Below are 19421 nucleotides of genomic sequence, written 5' to 3' on the forward strand. Positions count from 1 at the left end.
TTACCGCGAAATCACGGCCTCGACCACGCTGACAATCTGCCGGGCCGCGGTCTTGACATGCTGCTCCAGAAGCTTCGCGCCCAGTTTTGGATCGCGCTTCCGGCATGCCTCCACGAGGCCCATATGCTCCTCGTGCGACTGCTCGCGAATCGGCACCTGCACGACCTGAAACCGGAAATACCGGTCGCTACGGTCATGCAGCACTCTCAGCAACTGCAGCGTGATGTCCCGCTGTGCCGGAAGATAAAGGGTTTCGTGGAAGCGCCAGTTCAACTGTCCCCACTGCCCCTCCGAAGCCTTGTCCATTTCCTTGACGAGGCGCTCTGCCTTGTTGATTTCGGCATCCGTAATGCGCGGAATCGCTTCGGAGAAGAGCCATGGTTCGAGGCGCAGACGGATATCGAATGTTTCCTGGACTTCTTCGACCGACAGCTCCGCTACGTAAGCGCCCTTGTGCGGAACACTCGTGAGCAATCCCTCGCCGGTCAGACGCGTGATGGCTTCACGAATCGGCACCCGGCTCACGCCCAGTTCCTCGGCGAGCGCTTCCTGCCGCAGCACTTCGCCTGGCGCCAGTTCGCCGCTCAGAATCCGCTGGCGGATCGCGGTCAACACGAGATCGACCGTGGTGGGTCTAACGATTTTCCGGGTCACGCTCGCAGCGGCGGAAGCCTCGCCTGGCGTGGACGTTTCGGAGCGACGTGGTTTGGCGGCAACCGGGGGCATGGCGACGGATCTATGCGGTGAGGACGTTGCCGACATCGTAGCACGATGTCGGCTTTAGGATCCAAAATCCAATAATCCGTGCTCCGTTTACAGCAGGGCTTGACGAATCCATGCGCCATTTTTCATGACCGCGGCGATCCGCTCGCCCTGCCCGCCAAGCAGGCGGATATCCATGGACGGGTCTCCGTCGACAACGAGAAGATCCGCAAATGCGTCCGCCGCTACCACTCCGAGGCGCCCCTGCATACCGACGATTTCCGCGCCGATCGCAGTGGCCTGGCAGATCGTCTCGAATGCGCCCAGAATGTCCGCCCGAATCGACAGTTCATCGCTTTGATACTGATGCATGTCGCCAAGCAGATCGGTGCCGAGTCCCATCTTCACGCCGTGACGCTGCAGGATTTCCAGTGCCTTCAGCCCCTGGAGGCGCACCGTTTCGTTCTTGGCGAGCGCGCTCTCCCCGACGCCCGATTTGATGCCCGCCTTGCTCATCGCGTCATACGTCACCAAGGTCGGCACGGCGAATGCCCCATGTTTTGCCATCACGGCGGCAGCCTCATCGTCGATGAGGTTGCCGTGCTCGATCGTGCGCACGCCGAGTTCGACAACTCGCGCGATCGCCTTGCCCGTGTACGCATGGGCCATCACATAGGTCTGATGCGACGCGGCCTCCTCCACCACGACTTTCACCTCGTCGACGGAAAACTGCAGATTGCCGATCGGGTCGGTCGGGGATGCAACGCCACCCGAAGCCATGATCTTGATGTGGTGCGCGCCGGCACGCATCTCTTCGCGAACGGCCTTGCGAACCTCGTCGACCCCGTCGACGATGCGGCCGATTGCGCCGAGGTTCCGATGACAACCGCACGGATCCGGATCGGAGTTGTCGAAACGTTCACGAAAATCCCCGTGGCCGCCGGTTTGCGACAGCGCCTTGCCGGCCACGAAGAGGCGCGGACCGGCGATCACGCCTTCCTCGATCGCGCGCGACAACGCATAGTCGGCGCCGCCTGCATCGCGCACGGTCGTAAAGCCGCGATGCAGCATGCCGGCCAGAATCGGCACGGCGCGCAGCACGGCGAAGGTGTTGGGCAGCCGACCGTTATTGCCCAGATGCGCCACGGAGGCGATCACATGCGCGTGGCAGTCGACGAGGCCTGGCATCACGGTCTTACCGGCAACGTCGATGACATCCGCACCGTTGTACGAAACCGGCTCGCGCGACACCTCGCGAATCCTGTCGTTCTCGATAACGATCGAATAGCGCGCGTCGTCGTGTTCATGATTGACATCGAGCACACGGGCGTTCCTAAGGATAAGCATGATTCCCTCTTCAGATTGAAGTCATATGCTGCGTGAACCTCGCTCGCAACTTCATTTCAACAGGAAGCCCTTCGCAAGCGGATCCCGGTCGTCGACGAAAATGGTGTTATGGCCCGTGACGCGAGCCCAGCCCTCGATACTCGGAATGATCGCGCCGAACTTGCCGACACGCGTTGCCTCCTCCGGCACTCCAACGAAGAGCGTGCCGATAATGCTCTCGTGCACGAAGCGCTCGCCGATTGCAAGCTGGCCTTTGCCGACGAGCTGCGCCATGCGCGCGGAAGTGCCGGTGCCGCAAGGCGAGCGGTCGATCGCCTTGTCGCCGTAGAACACCGCGTTGCGAGCGCTTGCGCCTGCAACGGTCGGCTCACCGGTCCACATGACATGGCTCAGGCCGCGAATCTCCGCCTTGTCCGGATGCGTGAAATCGTATTTCTGGTTGGCTTTGTGCCGCAGAATCGGACTCAGCCGCTGTATGTCCGACGGCTTCAGCGTATGCATACCCGCGTAGTTCGCTTGCGGTTCGACAATCGCGTAGAAATTTCCACCATAGGCGACGTCGAAGCGAATCTCGCCCAGTCCTTCGACTTCAACGGACAAGTCGGTCGAATGAAGGAATGACGGTACGTTGATGAGCTGGACCGAATCGACGTGGTCGCCGTCCAGCTTGTATCGGGCAATGACGAGACCCGCCGGCGTGTCCAGTCGCAGCAGGCCGGGTTCCCTGGGGCGTACCAGACCGTTCTCGATCGCCGTCGTGACAGTGCCGATCGTGCCATGGCCGCACATCGGCAAACACCCGCTGACCTCGATGAACAGGATGGCCACATCACAGTCAGGCCGGGTCGGCGGATAAAGGATGCTGCCGGACATCACCTCGTGTCCCCGCGGCTCGAACATCAAGGACATGCGGATCCAGTCGAACTCTTTCTCGAAGTGCGCACGCTTCTCGATCATGTTCGCGCCTTCGAGCGGAGGGGCGCCGCCCGCCACGACGCGCACCGGATTGCCGCAGGTGTGGCCGTCAATACAGAAGAAAGTCGACTTCATTGTCTCGCTCCACGATGATGTGCTCCGGCTTGCGCTGTCTCTTGGTGAGTGAAGCTGCTTGAACTCACTCGGACAGCGCCCGGACATTGGCGATGGCCTGTTCGACGATCGCCACGACTCGCTGGCGCTCCTCGCCTTCGAGCTTCAGGCGCGGCGCCTTGACGTTTTCCGGGTAGCCGGCCGTGATGTTTTCCGCCAGCTTGATGTACTGCACCAGTTTGACATGCACGTCGAGATGGAACAGATCGATCAGTGCGCGATAGAGCTTGCGCGCCTTGGCGAAATCACCCGCCACGGCGAGATTCAGCAATTCAACCGACTCCTTCGGCATGGCGTTGGCCATGCCCGAGACCCAGCCCGTCACGCCCAGAGCCGCCGATTCCAGCACCAGATCGTCAACGCCGCAGAAGACAACGAAGCGATCGCCGAAACGCTTCAACAGGTCTGTCACGCGAGTCGTGTCGTAGGTCTCTTCCTTGATCGCGACGACATTCGCTTCGTCCTTGAGCTGTTCGAGCAGATCCGGGCGCATGTCCACGCCGTAGCCGCGCGGATTGTTGTAGATCATCAGGCCGAGCTTGGTCGAGCGTGCGATCGTGCGATAGAACTCGACCGTTTCACGGTCGTCCGAGCGGTAGGTCAGGCCTGGAAACACCATCAGGCCTTGCACGCCGATGGCCTCGGCGTCCCGCGCGAACTGGACCGCCAGCGCGGTGTTCGTTTCCGCGAGACCCGAAATCACAGGTACGCGGCCAGCAACCGTTTCGACCGCCAGCTTGAGGACGGTGCGCTTCTCGTGCGCGGTGAGTTGGGCATTTTCACCGACCATGCCCATCATCACCACACCGCCGACACCGTTGGCGATCAGGCGGTTCAAACCGCTTTTGATCGCTTCGTGATCGAGTGAGCCGTCATCCTTCAGTTTCGTCGTGACAGCGGGGAAAACACCTTTCCAGTTGACTTGCATGGCTATACCTTTTTTAGAAAAATCAAACACGAGCGGGCAATCCCGCGGTTTAACCGAGGTCGCGCGGGCCTCGCTATTTCCTGAACCTTTCTATCGAGTAATCGTCCAGAGGGATTCCGGGCGTACGATTTGCGAGCAGATCCGCAACGAGCGCACCGGTAGTCGCGGATTGCGTCAGGCCGAGATGTCCGTGACCGAACGCGTAAACAATGGCAGGCACACGCGGCGAGCGACCGATGACGGGCAGCGAGTCGGGCGTGGCCGGGCGGTGGCCCATCCACCTGAGCGCGCCCTGATCGTTGATGCCCGGCAGGAAGCGTTTGCCGAGCGTGAGCAGCGCGTCGCTGCGCCGATAGTTCGGCAGCGCCTTCAGGCCGGCGAACTCGGCCGCGCCGCCAATACGCAAACCGATATCGAGTGGCGTCGCCACGAACTTGCGTTCGGCAAAGATCACTTCGCGCGAAAGGCTGATGCCATGTGCGGGCAACGTGGTGTTATAGCCACGCTCGCTGTCGAGCAGCACACGGTCGCCAATGGAATGCGCGAGACCGGCGGACCATGCGCCGGCGGCAACCACGAGCCGGCGGCCGCTCACCCGTTCGCCGCTGGCGAGCAGCGCGGCGGGCAACAGGGCATCGGAAGGGTCGAGCGCCGTCGCGCGCCCCACGACGAATTGCGCGCCAAGCTCGCGAATGCGCTCGCGCAGTTGCGTCACGAGTTGCCTGGGGTCGCCAATGTGAGACCAGTCCTCAAGAAATACGCCGTGCCTGAAAACCGGGGCCAATGAAGGCTCGCAATCGCGGACTTCGGCGGCGGTCATCGTCTTCAAGCGCACACCCAGTTCCCGTTTGAACGCCCATTCGGAGGAGTCGGCCCTGAACGCTTCATCGGTTTCGTAGACGGTCAGCGCGCCGCGGCGATAGAAAGTGTCCATTGCGCCGATATCCTTGAACATCGGCACGATGTCGTCGTAAACGCGATTGTTGAGTTTCGCCAGGGCGTGGGAAATGGAACGGAACCGGTCCTCGCGGCTCGCTTTCTGGAACTCGATCAACCAGGGCAAAGCTGCCGGAACATGTTTCCAGTCCAACGAAAGCGGACCCAGCGGATCGAACAGCCACTTTGCCGCCTTGAAGAACAAACCATGCACCGAAATCGGCGTGCTTTCAGTCACCGCAATCCCGCCCGCGTTTCCGTGCGACGTACGATCCCCTTCGAAATCCGGATCGACTATCGTCACGATGGCGCCGTCTTTCAGCGCCGACCACGCGCAGGCAAGACCGACAATGCCACCACCAATGACCACTACGTCGGGCGTCGCTTGTGAGGCACGAGTGTTTGTTTGCATTTCCAGTTCTTCAATACTGAATCGTCGGCGGGCTATCCATCATGTGCCCGCCGCAGGCCGTGAATCAGGTCGATCCGGCCAGCGGTTCTACACCTGTTCCATATGATCCGGCTCGCCGAGCTCGCGCAACCTGTCAAGACAGGCTTCGAAGGGCGCCACGGCAAGCTGGGCAAACACCACTGCCAGACGGACGTCCGCGTGGTCGTACTGGCCCGCGCCGGCCAGCAGGTTCATGGTGCCGATCGTCAGGCCGTTCTTGCGCACCGGTATGTTGAGGACGCTCTCACAACCAATCGACCACAGCACTTCATACTCCGAAAACACCGCCTTGATATCCTCCCGGGTCGAACCGACAAATATCTCGCCTCTGTGCAACACGTGATCCACCCATCGGCTTTCGGTCACCCGCTTGAAACCGCCGACCGGGTTGATGTCCGGACGGTTGCTGTGCAGGCGCCCGAGGCGGCGGGACTGTTCGTCGTAGGCGAGTACCGTGAATAACCGCTGGCCATAGACCTGGGTCAGCGCCTGCTCGATCGTTTGCCAGACGAGCTCTGGCGTTTGCCCTTCCTGCAGCGCATCGGCGACACGCTCCAGCGCCGACAGAGCGCCGTTCGGATGACTATTCGACATGGTGGCTCCGCTAATTATTTGGCCGTCTTCAAGGAAGCGCCCGACATATCATCACCAAGGCTGTATTCGTCGGCCGTGATCTGCTCCAGGGTTTTTCCACTGGTGGACACGCCCAGTATCAGCACCGCGAGCGCACCAACGAGCAGGATCGCAGTCGTCATGCCGAAGACCCCGGCAAAGCCCCAGATCGGATAGACATAGCCCACCAGCATGGGCGAACAGATCGCCCCTATGCGGCCGAACGCGGACGCGGTGCCCATACCGGTCGCACGCAGATGCGTCGGGAACACCTCGGGCGTATAGGCATATTCGCCGGCGTTGACACCGTTCATCGAGAACGACATGGCAATCGACGCGAGCACGATAGTCAGGTCACTGCCGGCGAAAGCAAGCCAGATTCCCGAGGCGCAGGCGAGCCCCATGTAGGTGACGATCGTCGCCTTGCGTCCGAGTTTTTCGCAAAAGTAAGCCGAGGAGTAGTATCCCGGAATCTGTGCGAGGTAGATCGCGATCGAAACGGAGAAGCTCTTTGTGATCGTCATTCCGTGCTGGACGAGCAGCCCCGGAATCCAGACGAAAAACGCGTACGAACAGAACGTCACCGAGAGCCAGAGGCACCACGTCATCAGCGTCGTTTTCGCAAGCGGCGGCTTCCACAGCAGCTTCAGATTGCCGAAGAACGAACCCGAATACTCATGGAGCGTCGCGTCGCCCGCGACGGGCACGACGGGCGGAAGCGCCACGCCCGAGCGTTCTATCTGCCTTTCGATGTCCGTCACCACGGCAGCCGCTTCTTCGTGGCGTCCGCGCGTTTCCAGCCAGCGAGGCGACTCGTGAAGCGAGCGCCGCCACCAGAGCAGAACGACGACCGGCACCGAAACGATCACCAGCGCGATGCGCCATCCTTCCGGGTTCAGAGGAATAACAAAGTACCCGATCAGCGCGGCCGCGACGAATCCGAACGAGAAAAAACCGGCAAGCGCCCCGGTAAAGGCGCCGCGATAGCGATTGCTGACGAACTCGACGAGGAACGGCGCAATGATTGCCCCTTCGGCGCCCATGCCGATCCCGGCGATCGCGCGCAGCAACGCGAACGTGTGCCAGTCATTCACAAACGCATTCACGAACGTCAGCACGCAGAAAAACGTCAGTGCCCACATCATCACGACACGACGGCCGAACCGGTCGCCGAGCAAACCCGCGAACAACGCGCCGATCAGAAAGCCGACATAGGTGCTGCTGCCGAGCAGACCGGTCTCGAAGCTGGTCAGATGCCATTTCGTACGAACCACCGGCAGGATGAAGGCGATGATGGCCGCATCGACGGCCTCGAACATGAAGCCAAGTCCGCCCATGATGAGCAGCTTGAAATGGAAGCGAGTGAACGGCAAACGCTCGAGCCGTGCTGCGATCGGTGACATGTAAGCCTCCATGAGGAGAGAAGTGGCGCGGGAGCGGCACTGAACCGCAGCCCGCCTCCATGATTCCAATATCCTGTATCCAAAATACGGTGTCAATCGCAAATTGCCAACAGCCGATTCTTACCAGGGATTACCCTTTAGAACGCGTGATGGTGGACTGCGCGCAGTCCGGTGGCCGGGAGACAGCACTGCCTGCGGCATCCTCGGGACTTAGAAGTTGTGACGCACACCCACCCGGACCGCAACCTGATTTTCCGTCGAAGAAGGCGTCAGGAAAGACAGCGCGGCAACGGCCTGTTTGCCGGTGGAGTCGGTTCCCGTTGCGTGTTCCCACGAGGTGGTTGCATAGAGAAGCGTACGTTTGGAGAGCGCATACTGGGTGCCCAGATTGAGTTGCCCGTATTTCGCGGATTCCGCCTTCGTATAGTCGTACGACGCCCCGAGGAGTAACGCCGGCGTAAGGTTGTACGTGGCAAGCGCTTCGAAGTTGTTGAATGTCGCCGTTCCCGAAAAGGGCGTCGACGAGGTTCGAACCACGTCCTCGAAGCGCGTATTGGTGTAGGTAAAGCCCAGCAACGCCGCACCGATACGATAATTGACGCCCGCGCCGGCGACCTGCAACGTATGCGCGGACGTATAGCCGCTGAAGGTGGGGTTCGTGATCGGATTGGCGAACGTCGTTCCCGCGACGGGACTGGCAGTCGCGTCGTAGATCGACGTGGCCGGGTCATTGATTCGCGAAAACACCGCGCTCGCGCTCAACGCGTTGTTCGTATAGGCGAGGCTGACCGACTCCTTCTTGCCGTTGGAAAAGTCCCCCGCGACGCCACCGAGGCTGAAGAGTGCTGACAGTTTGAAACCCGCATAGGTCGGCGAGAGATACTTGATCGAGTTGCTTAGCGAGTAGTCGCCCCAGACGTTGTCAACATCCGCGGCGTGTGCAGCCAGAATGCCGCCGAAGCGGCCCGATGCCGAGAGCGGCAGCAGCGAATCGAGTACGAGATCGTATTGACGCCCCATCAGCAGCGTGCCGAACGGCGAACCCAAACCCACGTAGGATTGCCGCCCGAACAGACGTCCGCCGTTATTGAACTTGCCGGTATTGATGTCAAACCCATTTTCGAGGCGTGCGATCGCGCTGTAGCCGCCGCCGAGGTTCTCGTTGACCAGAAAGCCCCACTTGCTGCTGCCCAGAGCGCCGTTTGACGCCTGGTAATTTTGATGGCCGCCCTGATTGTTGGTGAAGGTCAGGCCGTCGTCCGCGGTGCCGTAAAGCGTCACCGAACTTTGTGCGTAGCACGATAGCGTCGCCGCCATCAATGCCGTCATGCCGAGAAACTGCTTCTTCATCGTGAATCTCCTTGCGAATTAGTTCGTCATACTGAGTGTATGGATGGGAAATCCCTAGGCTCGGGTGATAGCAGGACCGTGCAGACGCGGATCCAGCAGGTCCGGCCAATTCGGTTCGAAACTACGCCGGGTCGCGCGAGGAGCAAACGACCTGCCCTCGCCAACGGCGATGTGGGGCATCAAGCGTGACTGGCATATCCGGTTTTGCGGACTCACCACTGCCCGCCAGGCATCAGCAGCGACGGCGCCGACCAGTTCGCAGACAATATCTTGGATCCAATATAATTGGTCAAGGATTTTTCACGGCAGAACTTTTGGCGGGCGGTCGCGCCGCGCAAGCAGCCATTGGACACCTGGTGGTCAATCGCTGACAATCCACTAACGGCCGATTCGCCAAACGAAATCTTTTGACACGATGAAAATCGCAGCCCTTTCAGACATTCACGGCAACCTCGCCGCGCTGAACGCGGTGCTCGATGACGCGCACCGGCAAGGGGCCGATGTCATAGTCAACCTCGGCGACATTCTGTCCGGCGCCCTCTATCCGTCCCAAACGGCTGATCGGTTGATCCCGCTCGGCCTGCCCACGATCAGCGGCAACCATGAAAGGCAACTGCTTACGGGTGAGCTTTCCCGCATGGGACTGTCCGATCGTTTTGCGAACCAATGTCTACGCGACGATCAACTGGCCTGGATACGGGCATTGCCCTCCACCCTGAGACTCGCCGGTGACGTCCTGCTCGTGCATGGCACGCCGCAAGACGATCTGAGCTATTTCCTCGAGACCGTGACAGCGAGCGGCTGCCGGGTGGCGACGCACGACGAAGTCAAAAGCCGCGCAGGCGAAGCCGATGCAACCTTGATACTGTGCGGCCACACCCACCTGCAACGGTCGATAAAACTCGATGATGGGCGCCTGATCGTGAACCCGGGCAGCGTCGGACTGCAAGCCTATGCGGATGACCTTCCGTTTCCACATCGAATGGAAATGGGTTCGCCGCATGCGCGCTACGCCAGCGTGACGAGAACCGCTTCCGGATGGGACGTGGAGTTTCGAGCCGTCGAATATGATTGGAACGCGGCGGCGACCATAGCCGCACTGAACGGACGGCCCGATTGGGAAACCGCGCTTCGCACCGGATATTGCTGAGAATTTCGCCTGGGGATCGAGTACCCCCATGTCCGTTTTCGGACAAGGCCCCCCTTCTCGCCGAAAGCCGCAACAAGCGGCAAACCCACCTTCCCCCACCCTTGCAGTCAACGCATATCACGCTCGCCGCGCGCGCCACCTCTTGTTATAATTCTTTCACCTAATCGAAAAAAACATAACGTTCATCCACACACTGCGCGACAGGATCCCCATGCTGAAACCCGACCGCCTCCGCGCCCTCGCCGACGCGTTGGCAAGGCAAAACGTGATGCGCTTGCGCGACGCCGCCGGCCTGCTGGGCGTTTCGGAAATGACTGTCCGGCGCGACATTGCAGGCAGTCCGGAACGATTCACGTATCTCGGCGGTTATATCGTCAGCGCGACCGACGTACCCAATAACGCCGGCTATTCACTCGAAGAAGAAAAAGACCACTTCGCGCAGGCGAAGGCGGAAGCGTCGGCGGTCGCGGCGGGATTGATCGGCGATAACGAAACCCTGTTCATCGACTGCGGCACGACGCTCACCACGTTGGCGCGGCTGATTCCGGTCGAGCGCCACGTCACCGTGGTGTGCTACTCGCTGAATGTCGCGGAGATTCTGCGGCGCAAACCGAATGTGCGAATGATTCTGCTCGGCGGCGTGTACGTGCCCTCGTCAGATTCGTTCGCAGGCGAGGAAAGTCTGGAGATGCTGCGCCGCATGGGGATCAACAAGGCGTTCATTTCCGCGGGCGGCGTGGATGTGGCGCGCGGCGTCACCTGCTGGAATTTTCATGAGGTCGCGCTCAAACAGGCGGCCATGGCGAGCGCGGTCGAACGGCATCTGGTGGTGGATCAGAGCAAGTTCGGCGTAGTCAAGGCGGTGCGTTTCTCGCAGGTGGACGACTTCGATTCCATCATCACCGAGAAAGGCCAGGAGCACCGCAAGCGCCGCTAGGCGCACTTGCCGCCTTCCGCATCGCGGGCGCAAACCCGGCAACGCAGAGGCCGCCCCGTCAGTCTTCAGCTCTTGCGCTGCAATGCGAAGAGCGTCCCGGCGATCAGAATGAACGCGCCGATAATCACCTTCTGCCAGGTGCTCGGCACGCCCACCAGAATCAGCACGCTATTGATCAGCGTGACCAGCACCACCCCAAGCAACGTGCCGGCCACCGTGCCGGTGCCGCCCGTAATGCGCGCCCCGCCCAGAATCACTGCGGCGATCACGTCGAGCTCCGAGCCCACCAGATCGAACGGATTGGCGAGCCGGTTGTTCGACACGTGCAGAATGCCCGCAATGCCGGCGAGCATGCCGGTATAGCCGAATACGAACAGGTGAATCGCGCGCAGGTTGTAGCCGAGCCGCTCGGCAATCGCAAGGCTGCCGCCCATGGCATACACGCCGCGACCCATCATCGTGCGGTTCAACAGCCACCATGTCACCACCGCGGCCGCCACCAGCGCCACCACCGACACCGGCAAGACGGCGCGCAGGCCGTCCGCGGTGTGATAGAAAAACAGCGGAATGCGGCCGAAGTGATCCATGCTGTGCGGGATGTTCATGAAGAACGAGGTGCCGATAAACGTCAGCAGCAGCCCGCGATACAGATACTGCGTGCCGATCGTGACGATCAGCGAAGGCGCCTTCAGCCGATGCACCAGCAGCCCGTTGATCACGCCGAGCACGACGCCGCCGAACGCGCCCGTGATCAGGATCAGCGCGAACGGCGCATCCGGCCACCACGCGAACACGGCCTTGGTGATGCCGTACATCGTCAGCGCGGCAATCGCGGTGAACGATACGTCGATCCCGCCGGAGGCCAGCACGACGAGCGTGCCGAGCGCGAACAGCGACATCGTGGTGGCCGAGTGCAGCAGGTCGAATAGCGTCGCGAGCTGGAAGAAGCGCGGATTGATCGAGCCGACAATCAGGCACGTCACCGCAATCAGCGCGACGGTAAACCATTCGGGATTGCGCGCGAACCGGGTTCGCAAGCTCGGCGGCTTGACCTCGGGAGCGACTTCGACAACGGTCGGGGTGGTCATGGTCTGGTTCAGGCGCGAATCGAGGCGCGAGTTCATGAGTAGGAACGTCCTTTATGCGGCTTCCGAAAGCAGCGCGTGATACAGATCGGCTTCGCTCAGCGTGTCGGCCTGGTATTCGCCTGCCACGCGCCCTTTCTTCATCATCAGAATGCGGTCGCAGTTCTGCAGCAGTTCGGGCAAGTCGTCGCTAATCAGAATGATGCCGATGCCGCGTTGCGACAGGCGCTGCATGATGCGGTAAATGATGTCCTTCGAGCCGACGTCGACGCCGACCGTCGGCCCATGCAGGATCAGCACGCGCGGGTCGATGGCGAGCCAGCGGCCAATCAGCACGCGCTGCTGGTTGCCACCCGACAGCGACTGCACGGGTTTGTCGACCCCCGGCGTGGCGATCTGCAGATCCTTCACCGTCTGTTGCGCGAGCGCCTGCGCGCGCGTGCGGTCGATCTGGCCGAAGCGGTCGCGCAAGCTGGAGATCATCGCCGTAATCACGTTGTCTCGAATCGACTTGTCGAGAAAAAGCCCTTCGTTCAGGCGGTCTTCCGGCACATAACCGATGCGATGCGCCTTTGCGTCCGAGGGGGTGCGCAGCGACACCGCCTTGCCGTCGAGCGTAACCTGCCCGGACTGCGCGGGCGCAACGCCTGCCAGCGCACGCGCGAGTTCGTTGCGCCCCGAATCGAGCAGCCCGGTAATGCCGAGAATTTCGCCGCCGTGCAGCGAGAAAGACACATCGCTGAACTGGCCCGAGCGCGTATAACCGCGCACGTCGAGCACCACTTTCTGCTCGCAGGCGCCCTCGCGATAACGTTCGTTCGACAGATGCCTGCCCGTCATCAGTTCGCTGATCTGCGCCTTGGTGATTTGCGCGATCGGCCCTTGCGCCATTTTTTGGCCGTCGCGCAGTACGATCACCTCGCCGCCGATCGCGTAGCACTCGTCGAGCTTGTGGCTCACGAACAGCACGGTCACGCCCTGCGCGCGCAGATTGGCGAGCACGGCGATCAGATTGTCGACTTCCTTCTGCGTGAGCGAGGTGGTGGGCTCGTCCATGATGACGAACTTCGCCTCGCTGGCAATCGCGCGGGCAATCGCCACGAGTTGCCGTGTGGCGAGCGGCAATTGCTCGATGAGCGTCGCCAGAAACTCCGCGTTGCCGGGCAGCCCGACAGCTTCGAGCGCGCGAGCCGCCGTGCGCGCCAGTTCGCGCCGGTCGAAGGTGCGGGCGAGCTTGCCCTCGTGTGTGGCCAGTTCGGACGTGAGCGCGACGTTTTCGGCCACGTTCATGTTGGGCAGCAGCGAGAGATCCTGATAGACGGTTTCGATGCCGGCCGCGAGCGATTCGAGCGCGGAGAGCCGCGCGTGCCGCACGCCTTCGATCACGAGCTCGCCTTCATCGGGCGGCTGCGCGCCGGAGATGATCTTGATCAGCGTGCTCTTGCCGCAACCGTTTTCGCCGAGCAGGTGATAGATCTGACCGCGCTCGAACGAAAGGCTCACGCCGCGCAACGCATGCACGCCGGTAAAGCGCTTGTGCACGCCGACCACCTGCAGAAACGGCTGCGCAGTTGCGGATTGCGGTGACTTCGGTGAGGTTGCGTCTTGATTCATGGTAACGAGTCGCAAGTTGAGGCGTCCCCGTGGGGGGACGCCGGGACACATGAAGCCAAAGCTCCGCTCAGAACGGATACTGCTTGTAGTTCGACTTGTCGACGTTCACCCAGCCCTGGCCGCGCACGATGATGCCCTTGCCCGGCCCCTTCGCGACCGTCACCTTCGTGTAGCCGGGAATGCCGAGGTCGGCGCCGTTCTCGACCGTCTTGCCGTCGATCAGCATTTGCGCGACCTTGTTCATCGCAATGCCCGCGAGCTTCGGATCCCAGAACGCGATGCCGTTGACGGCGCCGCTTTCGAGGAACTTGCCGGCTTCGGTCGGCAGGCCGGTGCCGTACACGCAGATCTTGCCCTGCATGCCGGCCTCTTCCACCGCGCGGCCAATGCCGATCACGTCGAGCGACGACGAGCCCTGGAAGCCCTTCAGGTCCGGATGCTTGCGCAGCACTTCCTTCGCGACTTCATAAGCGCGTTCGCCGTCGTTGTTGGTTTCGAGCTTCGGCTCGACCAGGTTCATCTTCGGATACTTGCCCTTGGCGTTGCCGATACCGCCGTCCGCCCATTGCACCTGCGAGCGGCTGCCGAGCGAGCCGACCAGCACCGCCCACTTGCCCTCGTCGTGCATGCACGAGGCGAGCCGTTCGTTCAGGCCCGCGCCGTACGCGGTGTTGTCGAACGCCTCGATGTCGACCATCGTGTTCTTGGCATTGTCGGCTTCATGCGTGACCACCTTGATGCCACGATCCATCGCCTTCTTGAGCGCCGGTTCGAGCGTCGGCGGATCGTAGGGCACCACGGCGATCGCCGAGACCTTCTTGGCGATCAGGTCTTCGATGATCTTCAGTTGCTGGGCCGCATCCGCGCGGCCGGGGCCCGTCTGATACGCGGTTACGCCGGGGTTGTCCTTGGCGAACTGCTTGACGCCGTCGTCCATCCGGTTGAACCAGTTGATGCCGGTCACCTTCACGACCGTGACGATCGTCTCGTTCGTGGCAGCCTGCGCGGCGGCGATTACGCCAATCGTCAGCGCGCCTGCTGCGAGCGCGGCACCCAGTCGAGTCAATTTCATGCGATGTCTCCTTTTTGGTTCGATATTGCCCATTTCATCGTCACGGACAGCCAGGGCTCGTTGTCCGCCGCGTACTGAAACCTTGTTTGTCACCCGCCAGCTTACGTCCGCTAACTCTTTGGCGCCGCGCTCGTGGCCGAGCCTGCGCCCCGCCCGCCACCGCCGAAGCCGAAGATCGCGCGCACCCGTTCACCGCCCGCGAACGCAAGCGACAGCAGCAACAGAAAGCCCCACGCGCAATCGCCGAAGAACTGCGACACGCCCATCAGGTTGAACAGGCTGGAGAGAAACTGCAGCACCGTCGCGGCGAAAAACACGCAGATGATGCGGCCATGGCCGCCGGCGGGATTCACGCCGCCCATCACCGCGATCAGGATCGCGATCAGCAGATAGGAGTTGCCGTAGTCCCATTTCGCGCTGGACGTGTGCGTCGCGCTGATCAGCCCGGCCAGCGACGCGAGCACGCCGCACATCGCATAGGTCGCGATCAGCATCCGCGCCCGCGGAATGCCGGCATAGAACGCCGCTTTGGGATTGGTGCCCATCAGATAGAGACGCAGGCCGAATGGACTGCGTTTGAGCAGCCAGCCCAGCACGATCACGGCCGCGATAAAGATGCAGAACGCGATCGGCACCTGAAACACCGTGCCGTTGCCGATATTCGACAACGGGTCCACGTAATCGACATGCACCGACGCGCCATTGCTGAGCACCACCGCGAAGCCGGTGAACAGCAACTGCGTGCCGAGCGTGCAGAGAATCGGCGTGAGTCTGAGGCGGGCGATCACCACGCCGTTCAGCAACCCGCCCAGCAGGCCCATCGTCACCACGATCACGCAGAAGAGCGACGTGTAAAGCGCGGGCGAGTCGTCGCCGTTGACAAAGCGCGGCACGACCAGCGCGGCGACCATGCCGGAGAGGTTGGCGAGCCCGACGCCGGACAGGTCGATGCCGCCGTTGCCCGACACCATCGAGAGCATGATGCCGAGCGCGAGCAGGCCGAGTTCGGGCAACTGGCCGCCCATCGACTGCAGATTGTCGATGTCGACGAATTGGCCGTGCGAGAGCCACGTCGCGACGAGCACGACGAGCACGTTGACGATCAGCAGAAAATTCAGCTGCCGGTCGCCGAACAGTTTTCCAGCGGTGAACGAAGACTTCATGGTGACGATACGCTCCTTCAACCTTGGCAGACGATCAGGATGGCTGGGACATGCCGGCCGGCTGGTTCGGCCGCTTCAGAACCTGGTTCACTTCGTCGAGCGTCGGCATGGAAGGCGCCGTGCCCGGCCGTGTCACGGAAATGCCCGCGAGCGCGCAACCGAAACGCAATGCGGTGACCGCGTCGTCGCCGCGTGCGAGCGCGGCCGCGAAGCCGCCCGTGAAGCCGTCGCCGGCGCCCGCGGTTTCCACCACGCGGCCGCACTGATACGCGGGCACGAGGATCGATTGCGTCGCCGAATGCAGCAGCGCACCGCCCTCGCCCAACGTGACGATGACCGTGCCGACGCCTTTGGCGAGCAGCACGTCGGCGGCGCGGCGGGCGTCGTCGGCGTTCGCGATCGGCACGCCGGTGAGCGCGCTCGCTTCGGTTTCATTCGGGGTGATGTAGTCGCACAGCGGGAAGATGGCGTCGTCGAGCGGCAAGGCGGGCGCCGGATTGAACACGGTGAGGACGCCATGCCGGCGCGCCACTTCGAGCCCACGGCGCGCGGCCTCGAGCGGTTGCTCGAGTTGCGTGACGAAGACACGGGCGGCGGCGATGTCGCTTTCGATTGCGTCGACGTCGGCGGGCTCCATCGTGCCCGCCGCGCCGGATGCGACGATGATCGCGTTCATGCCGGTGTTGTCGTCGACGAAGATATGCGCCGCGCCGGTCGAGACGCCCTCGATCACCGACGCACGCGCCGTGATGCCTTCAGCGGCCCACGTGGCGCGCGCAATGGCGCCGAACGCGTCGTTGCCGATGCGGGTGCAGAACACCACGTCGGCGCCGGCGCGCGCGGCCGCCACCGCCTGATTCGAGCCTTTGCCCCCCGGTCCCATGGCGAATGCCGAGCCCGCGATGGTCTCGCCGATCTGCGGCATGCGACCGGCGCGAAACGTCAGATCGGTCACGTAGATGCCGAGAATGACGACGCGTCCGTTTCGTTGCGAAGACGTGCTCATACGCCTTCTCCTCGCGCCTGAAAAGCCGCGTTCAGGGGAAGGTGCCTCGATGCCAGCGATGCGCGCGGCACCTCGGCGTGGCCCAGCGGATCCAGATTCTTCAGCACGTTGTCTCCTCCATTTTCTGGTTGGCGTGCATGTATTCGGAGTGTCGGTGTGACGTCCGGTCAGTTCATCAGTCGCCGTACGGTATCCAGATGTTCTTCACCTGCACGGCCTGACGCAGGAACGGCCGGCCTTCGCTCGAACGGTCGAACCAGTCGAACTGGCGGCCGTGATCGACGAAGGTTCGCTTCAGATTGCCGACCGATTCGCGTTCGACCAGCGTCGAATCCGCGGCATCGCCGAAGCACCACAGCGCGTCCACATCGTCGTGTTTCGCGAGCGCCGGCAGCAGCGCGCCGCGTTCGCCGGTGACGATGTTCAGCACGCCGCTGGGCACGTCCGAGGTCTCGGCCACCTGATAAAAGTCGGTGACCGTGAGCGGCGACGCTTCGCTTGGCAGCACCACCACACGGTTGCCCATGGCGAGCGCGGGCGCGGCCAGCGAGACGAAGCCGAGCAGCGGCGCTTCGTCGGGACAGGCAATGCCGATCACGCCGAGCGGTTCATGCATGGCCAGCGCGACACCACGCAGCGGCGGCGTATGCACGGCGCCGTCGAACTTGTCGGCCCACGCCGCGTAAGTGAAGAGACGCCGCACCGAGGCGTCCACTTCCGCGCGCGCCGTGGTTTGCGTCGCGCCGTTTCGCACCATCAGCTGGCGCACGAATTCGTCCGCGCGCACGGCGAGGTTTTCCGCCAGATAGAACAGCACCTGGGCGCGGTTATGCGTGCTGGCCTGCGACCACTTCTGCGCCGCGCGCGCCGCTTCGACCGCGTTGCGGATGTCCTTGCGATTGCCCGCGGCCACTTCGCCGACGGGCGTGCCGTCAGGCGCATGAACCGGCAGCGAATAGCCGCTGTCCGGCCGTGCCTGCTTGCCGCCGATAAAGAGCTTCGCGGTGCGGTCGATCGACGTGACGTTCGACAACGTGTCCAACGCGCCCGTGCCGGCCGCGCCGCTTCGCGCCCTCCGGCGCTCCGCAAGATTGAGCCACGCCCGCGGTTTCAGGTATTCGTAGATGCCCTCACGCCCGCCTTCGCGGCCATAGCCCGATTCGCGATAGCCGCCGAAGCCGACCGCCGCGTCGAACAGATTCGTCGCGTTGATCCAGACGACGCCGCAGGCCAGACGCGGCGCGACATCGAGCGCGCGGCCGATGGTTTCGCTCCACACGCTCGCGGCGAGTCCGTAGCGCGAGTTGTTGGCGAGCGCAATCGCTTCGTCGGGCGTGCGAAAGCTCATCGTCACCAGCACCGGTCCGAAGATTTCTTCCTGCGCCAGCGTGGAAGCCGGCGCCACGCCGGTCACGAGCGTCGGCGGATAGAAGCAGCCGCCGGCCGGCAGCGTCGTATCCGGCGATTGCCAGACTGAACAGCCTTCGCGTCGGCCCGTTTCCACCAGCGACCGGATGCGTTCGAGCTGCAGCGGATCGACGATCGCGCCGAGGTCGATGCTCTTGTCGAGCGAGGAGCCCACGCGCAGCGTTTCCATGCGACGCTTCAGCTTCGCGATGAAGCGCGCTTCGACGCCTTCCTGCACCAGCAGCCGCGAGCCCGCGCAACAGACTTGTCCCTGGTTGAACCAGATCGCGTCGACGACGCCTTCCACCGCGCCGTCCAGATCCGCATCGTCGAAGACGATGAAGGGCGACTTGCCGCCGAGTTCGAGCGTCAGCGATTTGCCCGAGCCGGCCGTGGCGGAACGGATCAGCCGGCCGACTTCCGTCGACCCGGTGAACGCGATCTTGTCGACCTGCGGATGCTCGACGAGCGCAGCGCCCGTGCGCCCGTCACCCGTCACGACGTTCAGCACGCCGGCCGGCAAGCCGGCACGATGCGCGAGTTCGGCGAACAGCAACGCGGTGAGCGGCGTGTACTCGGCGGGCTTCAGAACGACGCAATTGCCCACGGCGATGGCCGGCGCGATCTTCCACGCGAGCATCAGCAGCGGGAAATTCCACGGCACGATCTGCCCGACCACACCCAGCGGGGCGTAGTCGGCGAATTCGCTCTCCTGCAATTGCGCCCACCCCGCGTGATGCAGGAAGTGGCGCGCGACGAGCGGCACGTCGATATCGCGCGTTTCGCGGATCGGCTTGCCGTTGTCGAGCGCTTCGAGCACGGCGAAGAGCCGGCTATGACGCTGCACCATGCGCGCAAGCGCATACAGATGCCGCGCCCGCCCCGCGCCGCCCAACGCAAACCAGCCAGGCTGCGCGGCGCGCGCGGCGGCCACCGCGGCGTCGATATCGGCCGCGTCGCCCTGGGCGATGTCCGCGAGACGCTCGCCCGTGGCGGGCGCATGCGAAACAAAGCGCTCATCGGCTGCGGGCGCATGCCACGCACCGCCGATGAAATGCCCGAAGCCGCCCTCATGCCGCGCCAGCCAGGCGCGCGCGGGTTGATCGTCCTCGGGTGCGGGACCGTACTCCATCGATGAAAAATACTCGGCTACGCTCATGGGATCGATC

The 19421-nt window shown here is 62.8% G+C and carries 16 protein-coding genes; 2 read left to right on the top strand and 14 right to left on the bottom strand.

Features of this window, described 5'->3' with window-relative positions:
* From CJU94_RS22125 to CJU94_RS22160, 8 genes are all read right to left on the bottom strand, one after another.
* A complete protein-coding gene (locus tag CJU94_RS22125; RefSeq protein ID WP_244221049.1) occupies positions 1 to 726 on the bottom strand; it encodes a GntR family transcriptional regulator in 726 nt (241 codons plus the stop codon).
* 87 nt (positions 727 to 813) lie between these two features.
* A complete protein-coding gene (locus CJU94_RS22130) occupies positions 814 to 2049 on the bottom strand; it encodes a metal-dependent hydrolase family protein (protein ID WP_095420838.1) in 1236 nt (411 codons plus the stop codon).
* 51 nt (positions 2050 to 2100) lie between these two features.
* Positions 2101 to 3099 carry a 4-hydroxyproline epimerase gene (locus tag CJU94_RS22135; RefSeq protein WP_095420839.1) on the bottom strand — a complete coding sequence of 333 codons (999 nt, stop codon included), beginning with the start codon at positions 3097 to 3099 and terminating at the stop codon, positions 2101 to 2103.
* Positions 3100 to 3163: 64 nt separating this feature from the next.
* Entirely contained in the window at positions 3164 to 4066 is a 903-nt protein-coding gene (locus CJU94_RS22140) for a dihydrodipicolinate synthase family protein (RefSeq protein WP_095420840.1), read from the bottom strand.
* Positions 4067 to 4139: 73 nt separating this feature from the next.
* Positions 4140 to 5414: an NAD(P)/FAD-dependent oxidoreductase gene (locus CJU94_RS22145; protein WP_095420841.1), complete on the bottom strand. Its 1275-nt coding sequence runs from the start codon at positions 5412 to 5414 to the stop codon at positions 4140 to 4142.
* Positions 5415 to 5501: 87 nt separating this feature from the next.
* On the bottom strand, positions 5502 to 6047 hold the full coding sequence (locus CJU94_RS22150; RefSeq protein WP_095420842.1) for a GAF domain-containing protein: 546 nt from the start codon (positions 6045 to 6047) through the stop codon (positions 5502 to 5504).
* A gap of 14 nt (positions 6048 to 6061) precedes the next feature.
* Complete coding sequence (locus CJU94_RS22155; protein WP_095420843.1) at positions 6062 to 7468, bottom strand: MFS transporter; 1407 nt, start codon at positions 7466 to 7468, stop codon at positions 6062 to 6064.
* Positions 7469 to 7678: 210 nt separating this feature from the next.
* Positions 7679 to 8818: a porin gene (locus CJU94_RS22160; RefSeq protein ID WP_095420844.1), complete on the bottom strand. Its 1140-nt coding sequence runs from the start codon at positions 8816 to 8818 to the stop codon at positions 7679 to 7681.
* 415 nt (positions 8819 to 9233) lie between these two features.
* Here CJU94_RS22160 and CJU94_RS22165 point away from each other — a divergent pair, with 415 nt between their 5' ends.
* Both CJU94_RS22165 and CJU94_RS22170 read left to right on the top strand, forming a co-directional pair.
* Positions 9234 to 9968, top strand: a complete 735-nt coding sequence (locus tag CJU94_RS22165; protein ID WP_095420845.1) for a metallophosphoesterase family protein — start codon at positions 9234 to 9236, stop codon at positions 9966 to 9968.
* 211 nt (positions 9969 to 10179) lie between these two features.
* The gene (locus CJU94_RS22170; RefSeq protein ID WP_095420846.1) at positions 10180 to 10905 is read left to right on the top strand and encodes a DeoR/GlpR family DNA-binding transcription regulator; all 726 of its coding nucleotides are present in this window, start codon (positions 10180 to 10182) and stop codon (positions 10903 to 10905) included.
* 65 nt (positions 10906 to 10970) lie between these two features.
* Here the strand turns inward: CJU94_RS22170 and CJU94_RS22175 are convergent, their stop codons facing one another.
* From CJU94_RS22175 to CJU94_RS22200, 6 genes are all read right to left on the bottom strand, one after another.
* Positions 10971 to 12029: an ABC transporter permease gene (locus CJU94_RS22175; protein ID WP_095420847.1), complete on the bottom strand. Its 1059-nt coding sequence runs from the start codon at positions 12027 to 12029 to the stop codon at positions 10971 to 10973.
* A gap of 15 nt (positions 12030 to 12044) precedes the next feature.
* Positions 12045 to 13604, bottom strand: coding sequence for a sugar ABC transporter ATP-binding protein (locus tag CJU94_RS22180; protein WP_095420848.1), 1560 nt, complete (start codon positions 13602 to 13604; stop codon positions 12045 to 12047).
* Between the two features lie 67 nt (positions 13605 to 13671).
* On the bottom strand, positions 13672 to 14676 hold the full coding sequence (locus tag CJU94_RS22185) for an autoinducer 2 ABC transporter substrate-binding protein (RefSeq protein WP_095420849.1): 1005 nt from the start codon (positions 14674 to 14676) through the stop codon (positions 13672 to 13674).
* 110 nt (positions 14677 to 14786) lie between these two features.
* Positions 14787 to 15839, bottom strand: coding sequence for an ABC transporter permease (locus tag CJU94_RS22190; protein WP_095420850.1), 1053 nt, complete (start codon positions 15837 to 15839; stop codon positions 14787 to 14789).
* Between the two features lie 34 nt (positions 15840 to 15873).
* On the bottom strand, positions 15874 to 16845 hold the full coding sequence (gene rbsK / locus CJU94_RS22195) for a ribokinase (RefSeq protein ID WP_095420851.1): 972 nt from the start codon (positions 16843 to 16845) through the stop codon (positions 15874 to 15876).
* Between the two features lie 175 nt (positions 16846 to 17020).
* A complete protein-coding gene (locus CJU94_RS22200; RefSeq protein ID WP_095420852.1) occupies positions 17021 to 19411 on the bottom strand; it encodes an aldehyde dehydrogenase family protein in 2391 nt (796 codons plus the stop codon).
* Positions 19412 to 19421 lie beyond the last annotated feature (10 nt).

This window comes from Paraburkholderia aromaticivorans, from assembly GCF_002278075.1.
Taxonomy (GTDB): Bacteria; Pseudomonadota; Gammaproteobacteria; order Burkholderiales; family Burkholderiaceae; genus Paraburkholderia; species Paraburkholderia aromaticivorans.

Bases quoted from the DNA above. Each gene is read 5' to 3' on its own strand.
- CJU94_RS22165 (WP_095420845.1), top strand. From the start codon at position 9,234: ATGAAAATCGCAGCCCTTTCAGACATTCACGGCAACCTCGCCGCGCTG.
- CJU94_RS22200 (WP_095420852.1), bottom strand. From the start codon at position 19,411: ATGAGCGTAGCCGAGTATTTTTCATCGATGGAGTACGGTCCCGCACCC.
- CJU94_RS22140 (WP_095420840.1), bottom strand. From the start codon at position 4,066: ATGCAAGTCAACTGGAAAGGTGTTTTCCCCGCTGTCACGACGAAACTG.
- CJU94_RS22150 (WP_095420842.1), bottom strand. From the start codon at position 6,047: ATGTCGAATAGTCATCCGAACGGCGCTCTGTCGGCGCTGGAGCGTGTC.
- CJU94_RS22185 (WP_095420849.1), bottom strand. From the start codon at position 14,676: ATGAAATTGACTCGACTGGGTGCCGCGCTCGCAGCAGGCGCGCTGACG.
- rbsK (WP_095420851.1), bottom strand. From the start codon at position 16,845: ATGAGCACGTCTTCGCAACGAAACGGACGCGTCGTCATTCTCGGCATC.
- CJU94_RS22170 (WP_095420846.1), top strand. From the start codon at position 10,180: ATGCTGAAACCCGACCGCCTCCGCGCCCTCGCCGACGCGTTGGCAAGG.
- CJU94_RS22155 (WP_095420843.1), bottom strand. From the start codon at position 7,468: ATGTCACCGATCGCAGCACGGCTCGAGCGTTTGCCGTTCACTCGCTTC.
- CJU94_RS22180 (WP_095420848.1), bottom strand. From the start codon at position 13,604: ATGAATCAAGACGCAACCTCACCGAAGTCACCGCAATCCGCAACTGCG.
- CJU94_RS22160 (WP_095420844.1), bottom strand. From the start codon at position 8,818: ATGAAGAAGCAGTTTCTCGGCATGACGGCATTGATGGCGGCGACGCTA.
- CJU94_RS22145 (WP_095420841.1), bottom strand. From the start codon at position 5,414: ATGCAAACAAACACTCGTGCCTCACAAGCGACGCCCGACGTAGTGGTC.
- CJU94_RS22130 (WP_095420838.1), bottom strand. From the start codon at position 2,049: ATGCTTATCCTTAGGAACGCCCGTGTGCTCGATGTCAATCATGAACAC.
- CJU94_RS22175 (WP_095420847.1), bottom strand. From the start codon at position 12,029: ATGAACTCGCGCCTCGATTCGCGCCTGAACCAGACCATGACCACCCCG.
- CJU94_RS22135 (WP_095420839.1), bottom strand. From the start codon at position 3,099: ATGAAGTCGACTTTCTTCTGTATTGACGGCCACACCTGCGGCAATCCG.
- CJU94_RS22125 (WP_244221049.1), bottom strand. From the start codon at position 726: ATGCCCCCGGTTGCCGCCAAACCACGTCGCTCCGAAACGTCCACGCCA.
- CJU94_RS22190 (WP_095420850.1), bottom strand. From the start codon at position 15,839: ATGAAGTCTTCGTTCACCGCTGGAAAACTGTTCGGCGACCGGCAGCTG.